This is a genomic window from Mesorhizobium sp., from assembly GCF_017306585.1.
Taxonomy (GTDB): domain Bacteria; phylum Pseudomonadota; class Alphaproteobacteria; order Rhizobiales; family Rhizobiaceae; genus Mesorhizobium.
This window is the reverse complement of the sequence record NZ_JAFKIC010000246.1, coordinates 1-17,737: the sequence shown is the minus strand read 5'-3', so window position 1 is coordinate 17,737 and position 17,737 is coordinate 1. Positions and strand designations below refer to the sequence as shown.

The 17,737-nt window shown below is 63.5% G+C and carries 14 protein-coding genes and 1 pseudogene; 4 read left to right on the top strand and 11 right to left on the bottom strand.

Annotated features, from left to right (window positions below; translation table 11 throughout):
* From J0I79_RS29685 to J0I79_RS29665, 5 genes and pseudogenes are all read right to left on the bottom strand, one after another.
* Positions 1-128 (bottom strand): annotated as a pseudogene (locus J0I79_RS29685) (transcriptional regulator); the annotation flags it as partial.
* A gap of 382 nt (positions 129-510) precedes the next feature.
* Entirely contained in the window at positions 511-1,824 is a 1,314-nt protein-coding gene (gene preA, locus J0I79_RS29680; protein ID WP_292867858.1) for an NAD-dependent dihydropyrimidine dehydrogenase subunit PreA, read from the bottom strand.
* Between the two features lie 12 nt (positions 1,825-1,836).
* The gene (locus tag J0I79_RS29675; protein ID WP_292867855.1) at positions 1,837-2,679 is read right to left on the bottom strand and encodes a methyltransferase domain-containing protein; all 843 of its coding nucleotides are present in this window, start codon (positions 2,677-2,679) and stop codon (positions 1,837-1,839) included.
* Positions 2,676-3,071, bottom strand: coding sequence for a hypothetical protein (locus J0I79_RS29670; RefSeq protein WP_292867852.1), 396 nt, complete (start codon positions 3,069-3,071; stop codon positions 2,676-2,678). The genes J0I79_RS29675 and J0I79_RS29670 overlap by 4 nt, the downstream gene beginning before the upstream one ends.
* A gap of 15 nt (positions 3,072-3,086) precedes the next feature.
* Entirely contained in the window at positions 3,087-4,442 is a 1,356-nt protein-coding gene (locus J0I79_RS29665) for an NAD(P)-dependent oxidoreductase (protein WP_292867849.1), read from the bottom strand.
* Positions 4,443-4,712: 270 nt separating this feature from the next.
* Between J0I79_RS29665 and J0I79_RS29660 the strand changes: the two genes are divergently transcribed.
* Positions 4,713-5,489: a VOC family protein gene (locus J0I79_RS29660; RefSeq protein WP_292867846.1), complete on the top strand. Its 777-nt coding sequence runs from the start codon at positions 4,713-4,715 to the stop codon at positions 5,487-5,489.
* Between the two features lie 39 nt (positions 5,490-5,528).
* Here the strand turns inward: J0I79_RS29660 and J0I79_RS29655 are convergent, their stop codons facing one another.
* On the bottom strand, positions 5,529-6,017 hold the full coding sequence (locus tag J0I79_RS29655) for a hypothetical protein (protein ID WP_292867843.1): 489 nt from the start codon (positions 6,015-6,017) through the stop codon (positions 5,529-5,531).
* Between the two features lie 200 nt (positions 6,018-6,217).
* On the opposite strand from J0I79_RS29655, the gene J0I79_RS29650 reads away from it, so the two are divergent.
* Positions 6,218-6,610 carry a DoxX family protein gene (locus tag J0I79_RS29650; RefSeq protein ID WP_292867840.1) on the top strand — a complete coding sequence of 131 codons (393 nt, stop codon included), beginning with the start codon at positions 6,218-6,220 and terminating at the stop codon, positions 6,608-6,610.
* 393 nt (positions 6,611-7,003) lie between these two features.
* Complete coding sequence (rsgA, locus tag J0I79_RS29645) at positions 7,004-8,092, top strand: ribosome small subunit-dependent GTPase A (RefSeq protein WP_292867838.1); 1,089 nt, start codon at positions 7,004-7,006, stop codon at positions 8,090-8,092.
* A 93-nt stretch (positions 8,093-8,185) separates the two neighbouring features.
* Here the strand turns inward: rsgA and J0I79_RS29640 are convergent, their stop codons facing one another.
* Both J0I79_RS29640 and J0I79_RS29635 read right to left on the bottom strand, forming a co-directional pair.
* The gene (locus J0I79_RS29640) at positions 8,186-10,612 is read right to left on the bottom strand and encodes an FAD-dependent oxidoreductase (protein ID WP_292867835.1); all 2,427 of its coding nucleotides are present in this window, start codon (positions 10,610-10,612) and stop codon (positions 8,186-8,188) included.
* 79 nt (positions 10,613-10,691) lie between these two features.
* Positions 10,692-12,230: a trimethylamine methyltransferase family protein gene (locus J0I79_RS29635; RefSeq protein WP_292867832.1), complete on the bottom strand. Its 1,539-nt coding sequence runs from the start codon at positions 12,228-12,230 to the stop codon at positions 10,692-10,694.
* Positions 12,231-12,446: 216 nt separating this feature from the next.
* On the opposite strand from J0I79_RS29635, the gene J0I79_RS29630 reads away from it, so the two are divergent.
* Positions 12,447-13,037, top strand: a complete 591-nt coding sequence (locus J0I79_RS29630; RefSeq protein ID WP_292867829.1) for a transglycosylase SLT domain-containing protein — start codon at positions 12,447-12,449, stop codon at positions 13,035-13,037.
* Positions 13,038-13,050: 13 nt separating this feature from the next.
* On the opposite strand, the gene J0I79_RS29625 is transcribed toward J0I79_RS29630, so the two are convergent.
* From J0I79_RS29625 to J0I79_RS29615, 3 genes are read right to left on the bottom strand one after another with little or no spacing between them, the layout of a single operon-like run.
* On the bottom strand, positions 13,051-15,381 hold the full coding sequence (locus J0I79_RS29625; RefSeq protein ID WP_292867826.1) for an ABC transporter ATP-binding protein: 2,331 nt from the start codon (positions 15,379-15,381) through the stop codon (positions 13,051-13,053).
* 48 nt (positions 15,382-15,429) lie between these two features.
* Positions 15,430-16,587 (bottom strand): ABC transporter permease, encoded by a 1,158-nt coding sequence (locus J0I79_RS29620; protein ID WP_292867823.1) that lies wholly within the window; start codon positions 16,585-16,587, stop codon positions 15,430-15,432.
* Positions 16,588-16,599: 12 nt separating this feature from the next.
* A complete protein-coding gene (locus J0I79_RS29615; RefSeq protein ID WP_292867820.1) occupies positions 16,600-17,634 on the bottom strand; it encodes an ABC transporter permease in 1,035 nt (344 codons plus the stop codon).
* Positions 17,635-17,737 lie beyond the last annotated feature (103 nt).

Below are 17,737 nucleotides of genomic sequence, written 5' to 3'. Positions count from 1 at the left end.
AAGAGATAGCTCGGCGACAGGCCGAAGGCCTCGGCCAGGGCCGCACCCGGCATGGTGCTGTCGCCCTCCACGCTCGCCAGCGTCGCCGCGCAGTGTATGGCTGCCTCAACGCCCTCGCCCAGCTTCATGGTCTCGATCTCCAATTCATGGATATCTTTTATCGTGGATAGTTTTTATCTGCAATAGGGAAAGGGAGAATTCCCTGCGTTTGAAACGAAACACTTTGGGGATTGGCGAAATCGGCGAGACAGCCTCTTTCTCCCCGTCACTATACGGGGAGAAATGCCCAGCAGGGCAATGAGGGGCAGCGCCAACTCAACCCATACAAATCGCCCTATGCGAACTCACAGGGCGATTGCGCCAGATCGTCGGTGGCGCGTGAGGTTAGCGGACGACTGGCAGTCTCGAAAGGTCGCGCTGCCCCTCATCCGCCTGCCGGCACCTTCTCCCCGTATAGTGACGGGGAGAAGGCGAGCTCCTGCGCTCCGGTGCTCGTCCTGTGACGAAAACCTACTCCGCCGCCACCTTGGCCATCGGATTGTTCGGATGCGTGGTCCAGTTGGCGTATACCGGCGATACCGGCTTGCCGGTACGCTCATCCATCGCGCCTGCCGCCAGCGGCTCCATGGTGATGCAATTGTCGACCGGGCAGACATTGACGCACAGATTGCAGCCGACGCATTCGGCCTCGATCACCTCGAAGTGCCTGACGCCGTTGACCACATTGGTGATCGCCTGGTGCGAGGTGTCCTCGCAGGCGATGTGGCAGCGGCCGCACTTGATGCAGGCGTCCTGGTCGATATGCGCCTTGGCGACATAGTTGAGGTTGAGATACTGCCAGTCGGTGACGTTGGGCGTGGCGCGGCCGATGATGTCGTCCAGCGAGCGGTGGCCCTTCTCGTCCATCCAGTTTTCCAGGCCGGCGATCATCTCCTGCACGATCTTGAAGCCGTAGGTCATGGCCGCCGTGCAGACCTGCACGTTGCCGGCGCCGAGCGCCAGGAATTCGGCGGCGTCGCGCCAGGTGGTGATGCCGCCTATGCCGGAGATCGGCAGGCCTCGCGTTTCGGGATCGCGCGCGATCTCGGCCACCATGTTCATGGCGATCGGTTTCACCGCCGGGCCGCAATAGCCGCCATGCGAGCCCTTGCCGTCGATGGTCGGCATCGGCGCGAAACTGTCGAGGTCGACGCCGGTGATGGAGTTGATGGTGTTGATCAGCGACACGGCATCCGTGCCACCTGCGTGCGCGGCCCGCGCGGGCTTGCGGATGTCGGTGATGTTGGGCGTCAGCTTGGTGATGACCGGCATGCGCGTATATTGCTTGCACCAGCGCACCACCATTTCGATATATTCCGGCACCTGGCCGACGGCCGCGCCCATGCCGCGCTCCGACATGCCGTGCGGGCAGCCGAAATTGAGTTCGATGCCGTCAGCCCCGGTCTCCTCGACCAGCGGCAGGATCGCCTTCCAGCTTTCCTCCACGCAAGGCACCATGATCGAGGCGATGAGCGCGCGATCCGGCCAGTCCATCTTGACCTGCTTCATCTCGCGCAGATTGGTCTGCAGGTCGCGGTCGGTGATCAGTTCGATGTTGTTGAGGCCGAGCAGGCGCCGGTCGGCGCCCCAGATCGCGCCATAGCGCGGTCCGTTGACGTTGACCACGGGCGGGCCTTCCTCGCCAAGCGTCTTCCACACGACGCCGCCCCAGCCCGCCTTGAAGGCGCGCACGACGTTGTAGGCCTTGTCGGTCGGCGGCGCCGAGGCCAGCCAGAACGGATTGGGCGATTTGATGCCGACGAAGTTATTTCTGATGTCAGCCATGACAGGTCCCTTTCAACCGAGACGAAGGATCAATTCGACGGGCGCGAGAATACCGCCCTCGAGCGCGGCGGTGAGATTGGCGATCTTGGTGCGGGCGTCTTCGCCCATCACGAGGCCGACGCCGGGCGGCGGCTTCTTGCCCTCGGCCTGGGCGGCGGCCATCCGGGTGCGCATCGCCGCGAAGAATTCGATGGCGAAGGCGCCGCGCGGGCGCTCCGCGGTGACAGAGAAGCCGGCGGCGGTGGCAGCCGAGCGATAGTCATCAGGCGTGGCGACGAAGGACATGGTCTCGTCCGATGCCCATGGCAGAGGAAACGTCAGCGCGCCGTCCTTCAGCCGCATCACATCATAGACGGCAAAGACGCAGCCCGGCCTCAGCACCCGCGCGGCTTCGCTCATCAGCTTTCTCTTGTCGGGCAGGTTCATACCGACATGCAGGATCATGGCCGCATCGAAGCTGGAATCGGCGAACGGCATGTCCAGCGCGCTGCCTTGAACGAAGTGCGTCCTGTCGGCCAGCCCGGTTCGTTTCGAGAGGCTGGTCGCGATATCGACATAGCTCTGCGTCAGGTCGATGCCGGTGACATCTGCCCCGGAATTGTTGGCGGCAAAGCGGGCCGGACCGCCCACCCCCGATCCGATGTCGAGAAGCCGGAGTCCGGGTATCAGCCCGATCTGGTCGAGCAGTTCCCTGGTGGCGGCGATACCGCCAATGTGGAATTCGTCGACGGTTTCGAGATCACTGGCGCGCAAATGGTCGACATCCACGCCGGTATCGGCGAGCGCGGCGAGAATGCGCTGCTCCAGGCCCGATATGTCGTAGTGACGGGCAATGCCCGGTTCCACCGCGGTCATGGATACTGCCTCAGGATCGCCTTGATCCGTTCGGTCTCCCGGGCGCGCCATCCCTGATCGAGTTTGCCCAAAAGCTCAAGTTGATGCTCGAACATCACAACGCGGTAACGGTCGTGGCCAATTGCGAATTTGGACGCCATGCTGGAAGTAACATGGCCAAATGTACGTTCGAGGGTCGCAGCCAGATCCCCAGTGTGTCGGCTTAACTCCTCACCGCGCTCGACAACCACGTAGTCGTAAAGGGAGCCACTATACTCAATGTGCGGTCGGGCAAAGTCCTCGGTCGAGCCATAAGTCGGCAAAAGCTGCTCTGGCGCATCAATCAATGCTGCAAGGCGATCAATCTCGGCCTTGGCTATGGCAAGACCGGAATTGGTTTTGGTTGCCGCCATTTGTGCCACTGGTCTTCAGCCGCCGGTCAGAGCCCGATTGATGCTCTCGGCCGCGTCGCGCCCTTGCGCCACGGCCGAGACGGTGAGGTCCTCGCCGCCAAAAATGCAGTCGCCGCCCGCCCAGACCTTGGCCAGCGATGTGCGCCCTTCGGCGTCCACCTTGATGCGGCCGGCTTCGAGGTCGATCGAGGCGCCGCTGCCGTTCAGCGCCGCCGGCACGAAGCTCTGGCCGATCGCCTTGAACACCTGGTCGGCGACGAGCGTCAGCATCTCGCCGGTGCCGGTGAGCTTGTCGCCGTTCAGCGCGGTGTATTCGAGTTCGATGGCGCTGACCTTGCCGCCTTCGGCAATCACCCGCTTCGGCTGCAGCCAGTGGCGTATGGTGACGCCGTTCGCGGCGGCAAGATCCTGTTCGAACCCGGAAGCGTTCATGTGCTCCTGGCCGCGCCGGTAGCAGACCGTCACCTCCTCGGCGCCGAGCAGCTTCGACTGCACGGCGGCATCGATCGCCGTCATGCCGCCGCCGATGACGACGACCCGGCGGCCGACCGGCAAACCGGAGAGATCGCTGGCCTGGCGCAGTTCGGAAATGAATTCCACCGCATTGGTGACACCGGCGGCATCCTCGCCATCGGCGCGCAGCGCGTTGACGCCGCCCAGCCCCATGCCGAGGAACACCGCGTCGTAATTGCGGGTCAGGTCCGACAACTGGTAGTCGCGGCCGAGCGCCTTGCCGTTCTGGATGTCGATGCCGCCGATGGCGGTGACGTAATCGACCTCGGCCTGGGCGAAATTGTCGACGCTCTTGTAGGCGGCGATGCCGTATTCATTGAGGCCGCCGGCCTTCGGGCGCGCTTCCAGAATGGTCACGTCATGGCCGTGACGGGCCAGACGATGCGCGGCGGCAAGGCCGGCCGGACCGGCGCCGACCACGGCGACCGTCTTGCCGGTTGGCTCGGCGCGTGGGTAGAACTGCTTGTTCTCGGCCATCGCCACATCGGTGGCGTAGCGCTGCAGGCGGCCAATCTGCACCGGCTTGCCTTCCGCCACCTCGCGCACGCAGACCTCTTCGCACAAGGTCTCGGTCGGGCAGACGCGGGCGCACATTCCGCCCAGAATGTTCTGGTCGAAAATGGTCTTGGCCGACCCGATCGGATTGCCGGTCGAGATCTGGCGGATGAACAGCGGAATGTCGATCGAGGTCGGGCATGCGTTCATGCACGGCGCGTCGTAGCAGAAATAGCAGCGGTCGGATTCGACCAGCGCCTCGTGATGGTCGAGCGGCGGATGCAGATCGGAGAAATTGTCGGCGTACTGGTCGGGCGACAGCCTCCCCCCGGTAATACCTTCCTTGAACTGGCCTTCTGGCATCGTCAGTTCCCCATGTTTTGTTTTGAGGAAGGCTAGCACGTTTTATTTTTTTATCAATTGGTCAATTTTCGGCGCAAGTGGTTGAAAAGTATGAGCAAAAACATGATTTTTTTACTCATGTTATCATCGGAACCGTGCCGGACGATTGGCCGGCGAACGGCCATCCCGCCTGCCAAACAATTTCCAAGGCAATTGTCGGATTCCTGTGTCGAAGATCGTCCTAGGCTGGATCGGATGACGATCGATGCTTGAACGGTGAGGAGACCGACCATGCCGAAATCCCCCATGCCTTTCTTCTGGTATGAGCTGATGACCTCAGACCTCGACGCCGCCGAGGCGTTCTACACCAAGGTTGTCGGCTGGAGAGCCGAACCCTTCGACAAGGCGCCCGGCATGCCGCGTTACATCGTGGTGAACTCGGCCGAGCGCGGTGTCGGCGGGCTGATGACGATGCCGCCGGACGCCGCCAAAATGGGTGTGCCGCCGGCATGGATCGGCTACATCCACACCAGAGACACGGATGCCTCGACCAGGGCTTTGAAGGCGGCGGGCGGCGCCGTGCACCGCGAGCCGGACGACATCCCCGGCGTCGGCCGCTTCTCCGTCGTGGCGGACCCGCAAGGCGCGAGCTTCATGTTCCTGCAGCCCAACCTTCCCGACCAGCCCGTTCTTCCGGCCACGACGCCAGGCCATGTCGGCTGGCACGAACTCTTTGCCTCGGATCGCGAGGCGGCGTTCGATTTCTATTCCTCGCAATTCGGCTGGACCCATGCCGGAGACTTCGACATCGGCGAGATGGGCATCTACCAGACCTTCGCGGCGGGACCTGAATCAGGCGGCGGCATCATGAACAAACCGCCGCAGATGGCTGTTCCCGCATGGCTGTTCTACTTCAACGTCGCCGCCATCGACGCGGCCGCAAGGCGCGTCACCGACAATGGCGGCAAGATCGTCATGGGTCCGATGGCGGTGCCGACGGGCCAATGGATCGTACAGTGCCAGGACCCGCAGGGCGCATATTTCGCACTGCTCGCGTCGGCACGGTAGGCGACCGCCTCTGCCCGGCATGTCTGAGCTGGCGCCGGTTTACTCCGGCGCTAGCACCGCCACCTTGAGCCCGGCCTTCTTCGCGCCGCTGAACTGGACCGTCGCCGGGCCGGCCGCCAGCTTGAAGCGCACGCTCTTGCGGATACCCGGGCAGGTTTTCACGCCGCTATAGGCGGACGATTTCACGGCCTTGCCGTCCTGGATGACGTCGACCCACGCCTCGCCCGACAGGCTGATCTGGATGGCGCCACCAGGTGGTACGGCGATGCTGGCGACGGCGCCGAATGTGCCGGCAGCCGGAGCACGTTCCGGCGGCTGCGTGAAACCGGCCTTCTCGACCGGCACCAGCGCCAGATCCGCCGCCGCACCGACGGCCAGCGGCGCGCCCGCCGGCGTGGCTGGCGCGGCGGGAAACAGCGCCTGTTCGCGCGTTACCGGCCATTTGAAAGCCTCGCAGCCGGCGTCCTCGGCCATGGCGAAGTTGGTGGCCGTAAGGATTGCGAACAGGCTGATAACGATTTTTCTCATGGCAAGGGAATCCACATGTTGGAATGCTCACAGCAATACAACCATTGCGATATTTATGCAACTCAGACGGGTGTAATATGAAAGGCTATAGCGGGGAACATTTCCAATCACCGATTGTTGATGGCCAGCCATTGGAAGTGAGTGGTCCGGTGCCGGACGATCCTCTATGGCCGGCGCGGGAGGGTAAAATGGAGTTTCAGATGAAGCTTTTCGACGGCCTCACCCGATTTCAGCCGCAGGCGCTCGGCGTCCTGCGCATCATGACCGCTCTCCAATTCATCGAACATGGCAGCCAGAAGCTGTTCAATTTCCCCGTCAGCGCGCAACCTCATGCCCTCAATGGCTTGACGACGACCGCCGGCATTCTCGAATTCGCCGGCGGCATCCTCTTGGCGCTCGGCTTGTTCACCCGCCCGGTCGCCTTCCTTCTCGCCGGCGAAATGGCGATCGCCTATTTCATGGCGCACTACCCGCGCGACTTCTTCCCGGTCAACAACAGCGGCGACGCGGCGATCTCCTTCTGCTTCATCTTCCTCTATCTGGTCTTTGCCGGCGCCGGTGCCTTTGCGCTGGACAACCGCGGCAACGCGTGACGGCGCCGCGTCAAGCCGGCACAGATTCTCGTTCGAAATTCCGTTCAACGCCGCGACATCGGCGCGGCGGTAGAGCGCATCACGACGGCAAGGTGCCGGCGGCAGCGAAAACGAACAGTTGAGCGGCTCGAGGACACCGGCCGCTCCACCAGTCACCCGGCGATCGCCTTGGCGCCCGGTCATCGGAAACCGTCCCGCTTGACGACTGTTTGCGGTCTCCTTATCAATGAAGCATTCAAAACGGTTGCGGAAAGGAGGGTTGAGCAATGATTGTCGCTGTTTGCGCGCTTCGCGCCCCCCTTTGCTGCGCCGCCGTTTAGTCTTCCCGCTAAGACATTCCAGGAAGAGTCCATCGGCCGGCGCCTGACAGGCATTCCGACCGAGGATTCAACAATGATCGACGACTATGGCTGGAGCCAAGCGCTCCGGCAGCAATTCCAAACCCATAGCGATGCCCAAGTCCCGGCCGATCGGGATCTGAGCCCGGCACGCGTGACGGTCCAACAGCGCGGTGCTTATCAGATCGTCACCCCGCTGGGGGAAATGATCGCGCACCTCTCCGGCCGGTTCGGCCACACAGCCGTGGATGGCGGCTATCCGGTGACGGGTGACTGGGTCGCCGCCGCACTGCGGCCCGGCGAAGGCAGCGCCACGATTCACTGGGTGCTGCCGCGACGCAGCGCCTTTACCCGCAAGGCGGCCGGGCCCGGCCGGCCGGTCGGGCAAGTGGTGGCCGCCAATGCCGACCTGGCCTTCCTGGTCAGTTCGCTGAATGCCGACTTCAATGCCAGAAGGATCGAGCGCTACCTGACAACGGCATGGGAAAGTGGTGCCTCGCCGGCCGTGGTCTTGACCAAGGCCGATCTGTGCGCCGATCGACAGGGGCCACTGACGGAGGTCGAAGCTGTTGTCAGCCGCGTTCCGATCCATGTCGTCTCCGCCGTCACCGGCGAGGGTATTGAAAGCCTGCGCAACAGTTTCGCGCCGGGGCAGACAGCGGTTCTGCTCGGCAGTTCAGGCGTCGGCAAATCCAGCCTGGTCAACGCCCTCGCCGGCGCCGAATTGATGGCGACGGGCGAGATCCGCGAGGACGATGCCCGTGGACGGCATACCACCACGCATCGCGAATTGCTGCTGCTGCCGAACGGCCGGCTGGTGCTCGACACGCCAGGCATGCGCGAACTCGGGCTATGGCAGTCCGAAAGCGGCCTGGCCACAGCCTTCGCGGATATAGAAGCGCTGGCCGCAGAATGCCGGTTTACCGATTGCCGGCACGAGACGGAACCGGCCTGCGCCGTGCGCGCGGCCATGGCTGTAGGCAGGCTGAGCCAGGAACGTTGGGACAGCTGGAAGAAACTGCAGCGCGAACTGGCCTATCTCGACCGCAAGGACGATCCTGCTCTGCAGGCGCAAAATCGCAAGATCTGGGTCCAACGCAACAAACAGTATCGCGCCGGCAAGAAGCGCGGGGATTGGGACTGACCTCGAGCCGGTTTGCGGCGCGCACGGCGGCTCGGTCCCGATGGGTCCGGGCCGCCTGGACGCGATCTGTCGACGTCGGACAGATTACCCGGATCAGCCCCGCATCCGCTCGAAATTGGCGTCGAACAGCGGCGCCGCCTGGAGGCGCGCCGCGTGGCGCTTGCCCAGCAACTCGATCTCGAAGCCGTCGCTCTCCTCGGCGATCTCCTTCGGCACGTAGCCCATGGCGACCGACTTCTTCGAATTGTGCGAGTAGCCTCCCGACGTCACCCAGCCGCGCACCGCGCCGCCGAACCAGATCGGCTCGTCGCCGATGACGTCGGCATCGGTGGCATCCAGGATGAAGGCACGCAGCCTGAGCTTGCCGCCCTGCTTGCGCTCGGCCAGCGCCGCCGCCTTGCCGATGAAATCGGCCTCCTTGCCATAGGCGACGAAGCGGTCGAGCCCCGCCTCGAGCGGCCCGTAGATCGGCCGGTATTCGCGGCCCCATGAGCCGTAGTTCTTTTCGAGCCGCAGCGCATTGAGCGCACGCGAACCGAACAGGCCGATGCCGAACTCAGCGCCCGCCGCCATGAGCGCGTTGAACGCCGCACGCTGGTATTCCGGCGCCACCCAGATCTCATAGCCGAGATCGCCGGTGTAGCTGACGCGGCCGACCAGGCACGGCGCCATGCCGATATCCATCCGGCCGATGGCCATGAACGGAAAAGCAGCGTTCGACACATCGGCCCGGCTGACCTTCGCCAGCACATCGCGCGCCTTCGGCCCGGCGATCGAAAGGCCGGTCAGGCTGGCGCCAAGCGCCTCGATGCGAACCGAGCCATCATCGGGCAGGTGCTTTTCGAACCAGCGCATATGATATTGCTCGGCAATGCCCGACCCGGCGAGGAACCAGCCCTCGCTGCCGAGATTCGCCAGCGTGAAGTCACCGATCAGCTTGCCGTCTTCCTTCAGCATCGGCGCCAGCGTCATGCGGCCCGGTTTCGGCAGCTTGCAGGCGAGCATGCGGTCGAGCCACCGAGCCGCGCCCTCGCCCGTCACCTTGTATTTGGCGAAGCTCGAAATCTCGGACAGGCCGACGCCGTCGCGGACAGCCGCGACCTCCTTGCCGACATGGGAAAAGTCGCTGGAGCGCCGCCATGAGAACTCATCCTTGACGCCTTCCGGTGCGTACCAGAGCGGCACTTCCAGCCCATAGGCGACACCCCACTGCGCGCCCTTGGCCGACAGCAGGTCATAGACCGGCGTCGTCTTCAGCGGCCGCCCGGCGGGCAGTTCCTCATTGGGAAAGCGGATCGAAAACCGCCTGGAATAATTTTCGCGCACCTTGGCGTTGGTGTAGGCCATGCCAGCCCAGTCGCCGTAGCGCGCCACGTCCATCGCCCAGATGTCGGCGCCCGGATCGCCCTCGATCATCCAGTTCGACAGCGCCAATCCCACGCCACCGCCCTGTGAAAACCCGGCCATGACGCCGCAGGCGACCCAGAAGCCCGGTAGGCCGCGCACCGGCCCGACCAGCGGATTACCGTCCGGGGCGAAGGTGAAGGGGCCATTGATGATCTGCTTGATGCCGGTGTTCTGGAAGGCCGGGAAATGCCTGAAGCCGACCTCCAGCGAGGGTGCGATGCGGTCGATGTCGGGCGCCAGCAGTTCATGGCCGAAATTCCACGGCGTGGAGAATTCCGACCACGGCTTGTTGGCCTTCTCATAGGTGCCCATCAGCATGCCGCCGCGTTCCTGGCGCAGATAGAGCTCGCCGTCGAAATCGACCGCATGCATGATCTCGGTGCCGGTTTTCTGGTTCCAGTCGGCGACCTCCGGCATGTCCTCGGTAATCAGGTACATGTGTTCCATGGCCAGCACCGGCAGCTCCAGCCCGACCATGCGGCCGACTTCCCGCGCCCACAGGCCGCCGGCATTGACGACATGCTCGGCCACCACCTCGCCCTTGTTGGTTATGACGCGCCACATACCGTCCGGCCGGCGCACGATGTCCTCGACCTTGGTGAAGCGCTCGACCTCGGCGCCCAGCTTTCGCGCCGCCTTGGCATAGGCGTGCGTGACGCCGGACGGATCGAGATGGCCGTCATCCCTGTTCCTGACGGCGCCGACGAACTGCTTCGGATCGAGCAGCGGCATCAGTTCCGCTGCCTCCTTCGGCGAGATCACCTCCAGGTCGATGCCGAGATACCGCCCTTTGGCGACGACGCCGCGCAACCAGTCGAGCCGCGCCTCGGTCGCCGCCAGAAGCACGCCGCCGGTGAGATGCACCCCGGTCGCCTGTCCCGACAGCTCCTCGATCTCCTTGTAGAGGTTGATCGTGTATTTCTGCAGCTTGGCGACGTTGGGATCGCCATTGATCGTGTGCATGCCGCCGGCCGCGTGCCAGGTCGAGCCCGAGGTCAGTTCATCGCGCTCGAGCAATACGACGTCGGTCCAGCCGTGGCGGGCCAGATGGAACAGCACGGAACATCCGACGACACCGCCGCCAATGACCACGACCTTTGCATGCGACTTCATGGGTTTTTCTCTGATTTCAGTGAGTTGGGGAAATAAGATGAATCTGAGAAGGAAGCGCCAGGTCGCGCCGACGTCGAACTCACGGCTCCCCCACCCCGATCGCTTCCTTGCGCCTGGCCATATAGGCCTCCAGCGCTTCGCGCACGGCGGGATCCATGGCCGGCTGGACATACTCCTCCAGCGCCTTCTTCCACAGCCGCGTCGCGCGCGCCGTCGTGTCGAGGCCGCCGGCTTCCTGCCAGGCTTCGAAATTCTGCCAGTTGGAGAGCATCGGCTGGTAAAAGGCGGTGGCGTAGCGCTCCAGCGTGTGCGGCTCGCCGAAGAAATGGCCGCCTGTCGGCACGGCCCCTAGTGCCTCGACGGCCAATTCTGCCTCGTCGACCACGATCGGGCGCAGGAACTCCATCATGTGCTGGATCATTTCGACATCGATGATGAATTTCTCGAACGACGCCGTCAGACCGCCCTCCTGCCAGCCGGCGGCGTGATAGACGAGATTGCCGTGACCGAGGACCGCGCCCCACAGCGCCATCAGCGTCTCATAAGCGCCCTGGGCGTCGGCGGCGTTGGAGGCCGAGCCGGGCGTCGTGCGGTAAGGCAGCCCGTATCGCCGCGCCAGTTGCCCGGAAGCGATGTTGGCCTTGGTGTTCTCCGGCGTGCCGAAGGCCGGCGCGCCCGATTTCATGTCGACATTGGAGGTGAAGGCGCCGTACATCACCGGCGCGCCCGGCCGCACCAGCTGCGTCAGCACCACGCCGAACAGCGCTTCCGCATTCTGCTGCGCCAGGGCGCCGGCCAGCGTCACCGGGCTCATCGCCCCCATCAGAGTGAACGGCGTCACCGCCACCGACTGGCCGAACTCGGCCATGGTCATCAGCCCTTCGGCCATCATCTCGTCGAAACGGCGCGGCGAGTTGACCGAGATGATCGTGGCGATGCCGGGGTCGTGGCGGATCTCTTCCAGCGTCAGCCCGCGCGCGATCGCCATCATCTCGATGCCGTCCAGCGCCCTGCCCCGGCCGATCGCCGAGACATGGAAGCTTTTGTCGGTCAGCGTCAGATTGGTGAAATAGGTATCGAGGTGGCGGGAATTCGCCGGCAGTTCGATCGGCGCGCAGACCTGGTTGCCAAGCATGTGAACGCAATTGAAATGCTGCGCCAGGCGGGTGAGATCCGCATAGTCGCGCAGATTGCCGGCGCGGCGGCCCCGCTCCATGTCGTGCACATTGGGCGGCCCCGCAACGAGGGTGAAATTGATGGTATCGCCGCCGAGATGAATGGCGTTTGCCGGGTTGCGCGGTGTCAGCGTATAGGCCGAGCGCGTCGTCTTCAGCGCCTCCTCGACCATGCCGCGATCGACGCGGACATTCGCCGAGGCATGATCGACCTTCGCGCCCGCCTTTTCGAACAGCGACAGCGCCCGCGCGCTCATCACCTCGATGCCGAAATTCTCCAGTATATGCATCGACGCCTGATGGATCGCCTCGATCTGATCTGCAGACAGCAAGGCCATGGGCGGATAGGGATTTCTGACGCGCCGGGGCGGCAGCTGCGGTATGGGCGCTGGTCCCCGGTTGCTGGTGCGCTCGGCGCCACGCTTGCGTCTTGGCTCGGTCATCCCGGCATCAAAGCCCCGGCGATGCGGTCTAGCTGTCAGAAATACGCCATCTACGGGCGTGATTTTAGCCAAGGCGGCATTTCCATCATATTATTTTATAAAAAGCGACAGATTGTGTCGGATTATCAGCACCAGATAAGACGCATGCATCGCCACGCGGAAGCGTTAACGGCCTCGGCAAGATTCCTTTTATGATTTCGGCCTATTGCTCATCCAATGCGTAGGTCGAGTTTTAGTAAAATTGTAGCGGTTGGTCTGCTGCTGGCACTTTCGGCCTGCGCGACGGCGCCCAGTCACATCAACAATGTCTGCGCCGTCTTCGACCAGAACGACGGCTGGTTCGACAACTGGCAGTCGGCCGCCCAGCGCACCGAGCAGAAATACGGCGTGCCGGTTCCCGTGTTGATGGCGACGGTGCGCAAGGAATCCGGCTTCAAGAGCAATGCCCGGCCGCCGCGCACCAAGCTGCTCGGTTTCATCCCGTGGAAGCACGTTTCCTCGGCCACCGGCTTCTCGCAGGCGCTGGACGGGACGTGGTCGCAATATCAACGGGAAACCGGCAACTGGACGGCGCGCCGCACGAAATTCGCCGACGCCATCGACTTCGTCGGCTGGTACCATTCCAAGACCGCGGACACATACGGCGTCGCGCGCAACGACACCTACAATCTCTACCTCGCCTACTATCTCGGCTGGACCGCCTATGGCCGCGGCAACCGTGGCGACGCCGGCATCCAGAGCTATGCCCGGGCGACGGACAAGATGGCGCGAGACTATGACGCGCAGCTAAGGCAGTGCGGCAACTGACGCACTGCCTGCGTCAATGCCGCCTTGTCGTATCCTTTGGCTTTGACACACCGGTTTCCGAAACCTCGTCGCGGACTTCGTGGCGGCGAGCTCGCATGCCAGCTTCGCCCTGCTCCACGGCGTCTCCGATCTGGTCGGCTTCCGCGCTGCTCGTTTTGCCATGCGGCCGGTTGGGCGCCGTCCCGGCCGAACCCGGCGCGGTGCCGTGCGCATCACCCGGCACGCCCTCATGCGCGGCATGGTCCTTGTCGAACTTGATCACCGGCTCCATCTTGGCCAGCACGTCGTCGGCCAGCCAGCACAGGCTCATATGGCCGTCGCCGAGGTTCTTGACCGGCGGCACTTTCGTCTCGCACAGATTGTCCGGCACCAGCTTCTTGTAGCCGCAGCGCGTCTGGAAAGGACAGCCGGAGGGCGGGTTCATCGCCGACGGGATGTCACCTTCGAGCACGATGTGCTTCTTCACCACGCTGGTATCGGCGATCGGGATCGCCGATAGCAGCGCTTCTGTATAGGGGTGATAGGGCGGCGCGAAGATCTGGTCGGTCGTACCCTGCTCGACGATATAGCCGAGATACATCACGACCACGCGGTCGGCGATGTAGCGGACGACAGACAGATCGTGGCTGATGAACAGCATCGTCGTCTTGTTCTTGCGCTGGATGTCCATCAACAGTTCGGTGACAGCCGCCTGCACCGACACATCGAGCGCCGAGACCGGCTCGTCCGCCACCACCACCTTGGCATCGCCGGCAAAGGCGCGCGCCACGCCGATGCGCTGCTTCTGGCCGCCCGACAGCTGGCGCGGCTTGCGCGTCTCGAACGCCCTCGGCAGCTTCACCAGATCGAGCAGTTCCAGCATGCGCTTGCGCCGGTCGGCCACCGTCTTGCCGACATTGAACTTCTCCAGCGTGCGGATGATCTGCGAGCCCACCGAATGACTGGGGTTCAGCGTGTCGAACGGGTTCTGGAACACCATCTGGATCGACGACACCGTGTCGACGCTGCGGCTTTCGATGCCGGTCGACTGGATCTCCTTGTTGGCGAGCGTCACACTGCCGGAGCTCGCGGTCTCGAGCCCGAGCAGCACCTTGGCCAGCGTCGACTTTCCGCAACCGGATTCGCCGACGATGGCGACCGTCTCTGATTCGCGCGCCGTGAACGAAATCGTCTCATTGGCCTTGACAACGCGACCCTCGCTCGAGCCGAAAACCTCGCTGCCCCCGACCTTGTAGTATTTCCGCAGATCCTCGATCTTGAGCACCGGCGCGCCGGGAAGCACCTTCTCGTTGACCTTCTTGGCGCCGGGCGGCAGTGCTTCCCAGTCGATCTCGTTGAAGCGCACGCAGCGCGAGAAATGGCCTTCGTGGCCGGCGACCTCCACCATGGGGATTTCGGCGGCGTTGCAGACGCCTTCCACAAAATGGTGGCAGCGTGGGCCGAAATTGCAGCCCTTGGGCCGCTCATGGGGCAACGGCAACTGCCCGGGAATCGAGATCAGCGGCCGCGAATTCTTGTCAGCACCAGGCAGCGGTATCGAGCGGAACAGCCCTTGCGTGTAGGGATGGCGCATCCGGTCGAAGACGTCCTTGATCTTGCCCGTCTCCACTGCCTCGCCCGAATACATCACCGTGATCTTGTCGCAGGTCTCCAGGATCAGGCCGAGATTGTGCGATACGAAGATCATCGAGGTGCCGAACTTCTCGCCTAGCCCCTTGACCAGTTCGACGATGCCCGCCTCCACCGTGACGTCGAGCGCCGTGGTCGGCTCGTCGAGCAGAAGCAGCGCCGGCTTGGACAGCAGCGCCATGGCAATGACGATGCGCTGCTGCTGGCCACCCGAAAGCTGGTGCGGGTAGGAACGCATCATGCGCTCGGGATCGGGCAGCTTGACCGAGCGCACCATCTCCAAAGCGCGTTTGTAAGCCTCTTCCTTCGAAACCTTGTCGTGGATCAGCGGCACTTCCATCAGCTGCTGGCCGATCTTCATCGCCGGATTGAGGCTGGCCATCGGCTCCTGGTAGATCATGGCGATCTTGTTGCCTCGGATGGAGCGCAACTCCTCGTCGGACATCTCGCCCATGTCCTTGCCCTGGAACTTGATGCGGCCGCCGACGATCTTCCCGATGTTGGAGAGGTCGCGCATGATGCCGAGCGACACGGTCGACTTGCCGCAGCCGGATTCGCCGACGATGCCCATCGCCTCGCCGGGCATGACGGTACAGGAAAAATCCATCACTGCCGGAATCTCGCCCTTGCGGGTGAAGAAGGAGATCGACAGGTTCTCGATCTCGATGATCGGCGCATTGGCCGGGTTAGCCGGATTTCGAACTGCCTCGTTCATGGGTCGCTCCAATCCTTATTCTTCTGTCACCGGGCCGGAACCCGTGGATCAGTCCTTCATCGATTGCTCACGCAGCGAGTCGGCGAGCAGGTTCAGCCCCAGCACGAAGCTCATCAGCGCGATCGTCGGCGGCAGCGCCGGATGGATAAAGGAGCGCAGCAGCCGGCTGGCGTCCTTGATCGCGGTGCCCCAGTCCGGGCTCTCGGGCGCCAGGCCCAGGCCGAAATAGCCCAGCGTGCCGAGCAGGATGGTTGTGTAGCCTATGCGCAGGCAGGCATCGACGATGAGCGGCCCGCGCGCATTGGGCAGGATCTCCCACAGCATGATGTACCAGGGCGATTCACCGCGCGTCTGCGCCGCCGCCACATAGTCGCGCGTCTTGATGTCCATCGTCAGGCCGCGCACGATGCGGAACACGCCGGGGCTGGAGGCGAACACCACGGCCACGAAGATGTTGAGCTGGTTCGGGTCGATATGAACGATCTTCAGCGGGTCCTTGTCGAACACCAGGCCGAGATAGATCCAGCCACCGATCAAGATCGTCAGGCCGAGCAGGATGTAGATGCGGTCCGGCCGGTTCTTGTAGCGCGTCCAGAACAGCACGCAGAAGAAGATGATCGGGAACAGGAAGAAGACGCCGGCCAACGCATAGGGGATCGGCGTGTCCATGATACCGGGCGTCACCAGCAGGTAGAACAGCAGGATAACCGGGAAAGCCAGCACCAGATTGGCCAGGAACGACAGGATGGAATCGATCTTGCCGCCATAATAGCCGGCCGGCAGGCCGAGCGTGATGCCGACCATCAGCGCGAAACCGGTCGCCGCCGGCGCGATGATCAGCACGATCTGGCTGCCATAGACCATGCGCGAGAAGACGTCGCGCGCCAGCTTGTCGCCGCCGAACAGATAGGCGAGCCCCGATTGCGGCTCGATGGCGCCGGGCAGCGTGTCCTTCATGATCGGGATCTGGCCGAGCGGATCGAAGGGCGAGATCTTGGAGGCGAAGATCGCGGTGAACAGCCAGAACAGGCAGATGAAGACGCCGGCGATGCCGACGCCGCTGTCGAACAGCTGGCCGTAGAGCGCCAGCTTCTTCTTGTAGACGAAGCTCGATCCCATGACGATGGCGAGCGCGACCCAGACCGGCCAGAAGCGCCAGAGCACTTCGAGGATGATGGCGGAGGCGCCGATATATTGAGCTTGCATGCGCCGTCTCCCCTACTGAACCCGGATGCGCGGATTGAGGAACGCGTAACCGACGTCGGAAATGAGCTGCGTGATCAGCACGATGAACACCGAGACCAGCGAACAGCCCAGCAGAAGATCGATGTCGTTGTTGCCGGCGGCCTCGACCAGCGTGTAGCCGAAGCCCTGGTAGCGGAACATGACCTCGACGATGACGACGCCCGTCAGCAGCCAGGGGAACTGCAGCATGATGACGGTAAACGGCGCGATCAGCGCGTTGCGAAGCGCATGCTTGACCACCACGTTGCCGAACGAAAGCCCCTTCAGCCGGGCGGTGCGGATATATTGCTGCGTCATCACCTCGACCATCGAGGCGCGCGTCATGCGCGCGATATAGCCGATGCCGTAGATCGCCAGCGTGATCACCGGCAGCGTGAAATTGTAGAAGGTGATGCCTTGGCTGGCTGACGCGGCCGACCCGTTCAGCCAACCGAGCCAGGACGCGAAGATAACGGTGAAGATGACGCCCGACACATATTCAGGCGTCGCCGTCGAGGCGATCGATGCGACCGACAGCACGCGGTCGGTGCGCGAGCCCTCACGCATGCCGGCCAGAATGCCGATCAGCAGCGAGACCGGCACCATCACGCCCAGCACGCAGAGCATGAGTATGCCGGTGGCGCCGAGCGCCGGGAACAGCTTGGCGGCCACGGTGGTCTTGAACTTGGTCGAGCAGCCGAAATCACCCTCGAGCACGCCCGAGAATGTCGGCGTCGTCGGATCGTTGCAGAAGGAGAATCGCTGCGCCGGCTTGCCGGTCGCCGGATCGGTCACCGGCTGCTTGGGCAGGACGCCCAGCCACTGGCCGTAGCGGGCGAAGAAGTTCTGCCGATAGCCATGCTCGACCAGCCAGCTTTCGAGCTGTTCGGCCGAGGTGTGCATTTCGGTCTGGCTGATCGCCAGCTTCTTCAGATTGGGTTCGAGATTGACGAGGAAAAAGACGACCAGCGTCAGGCACAGCATCGTGAGCAGTATGGTGCCGATGCGTCTGATGATAAATGAGAACATTGTGCCCCCCTGCCGGCCGGGTTGGGGTCAGATACTGTCAACCCTGTTTCGAAAAGCTTGTGACGTCACGTCGCCGCTGCACCGGGTGCAACGGCGACGATCC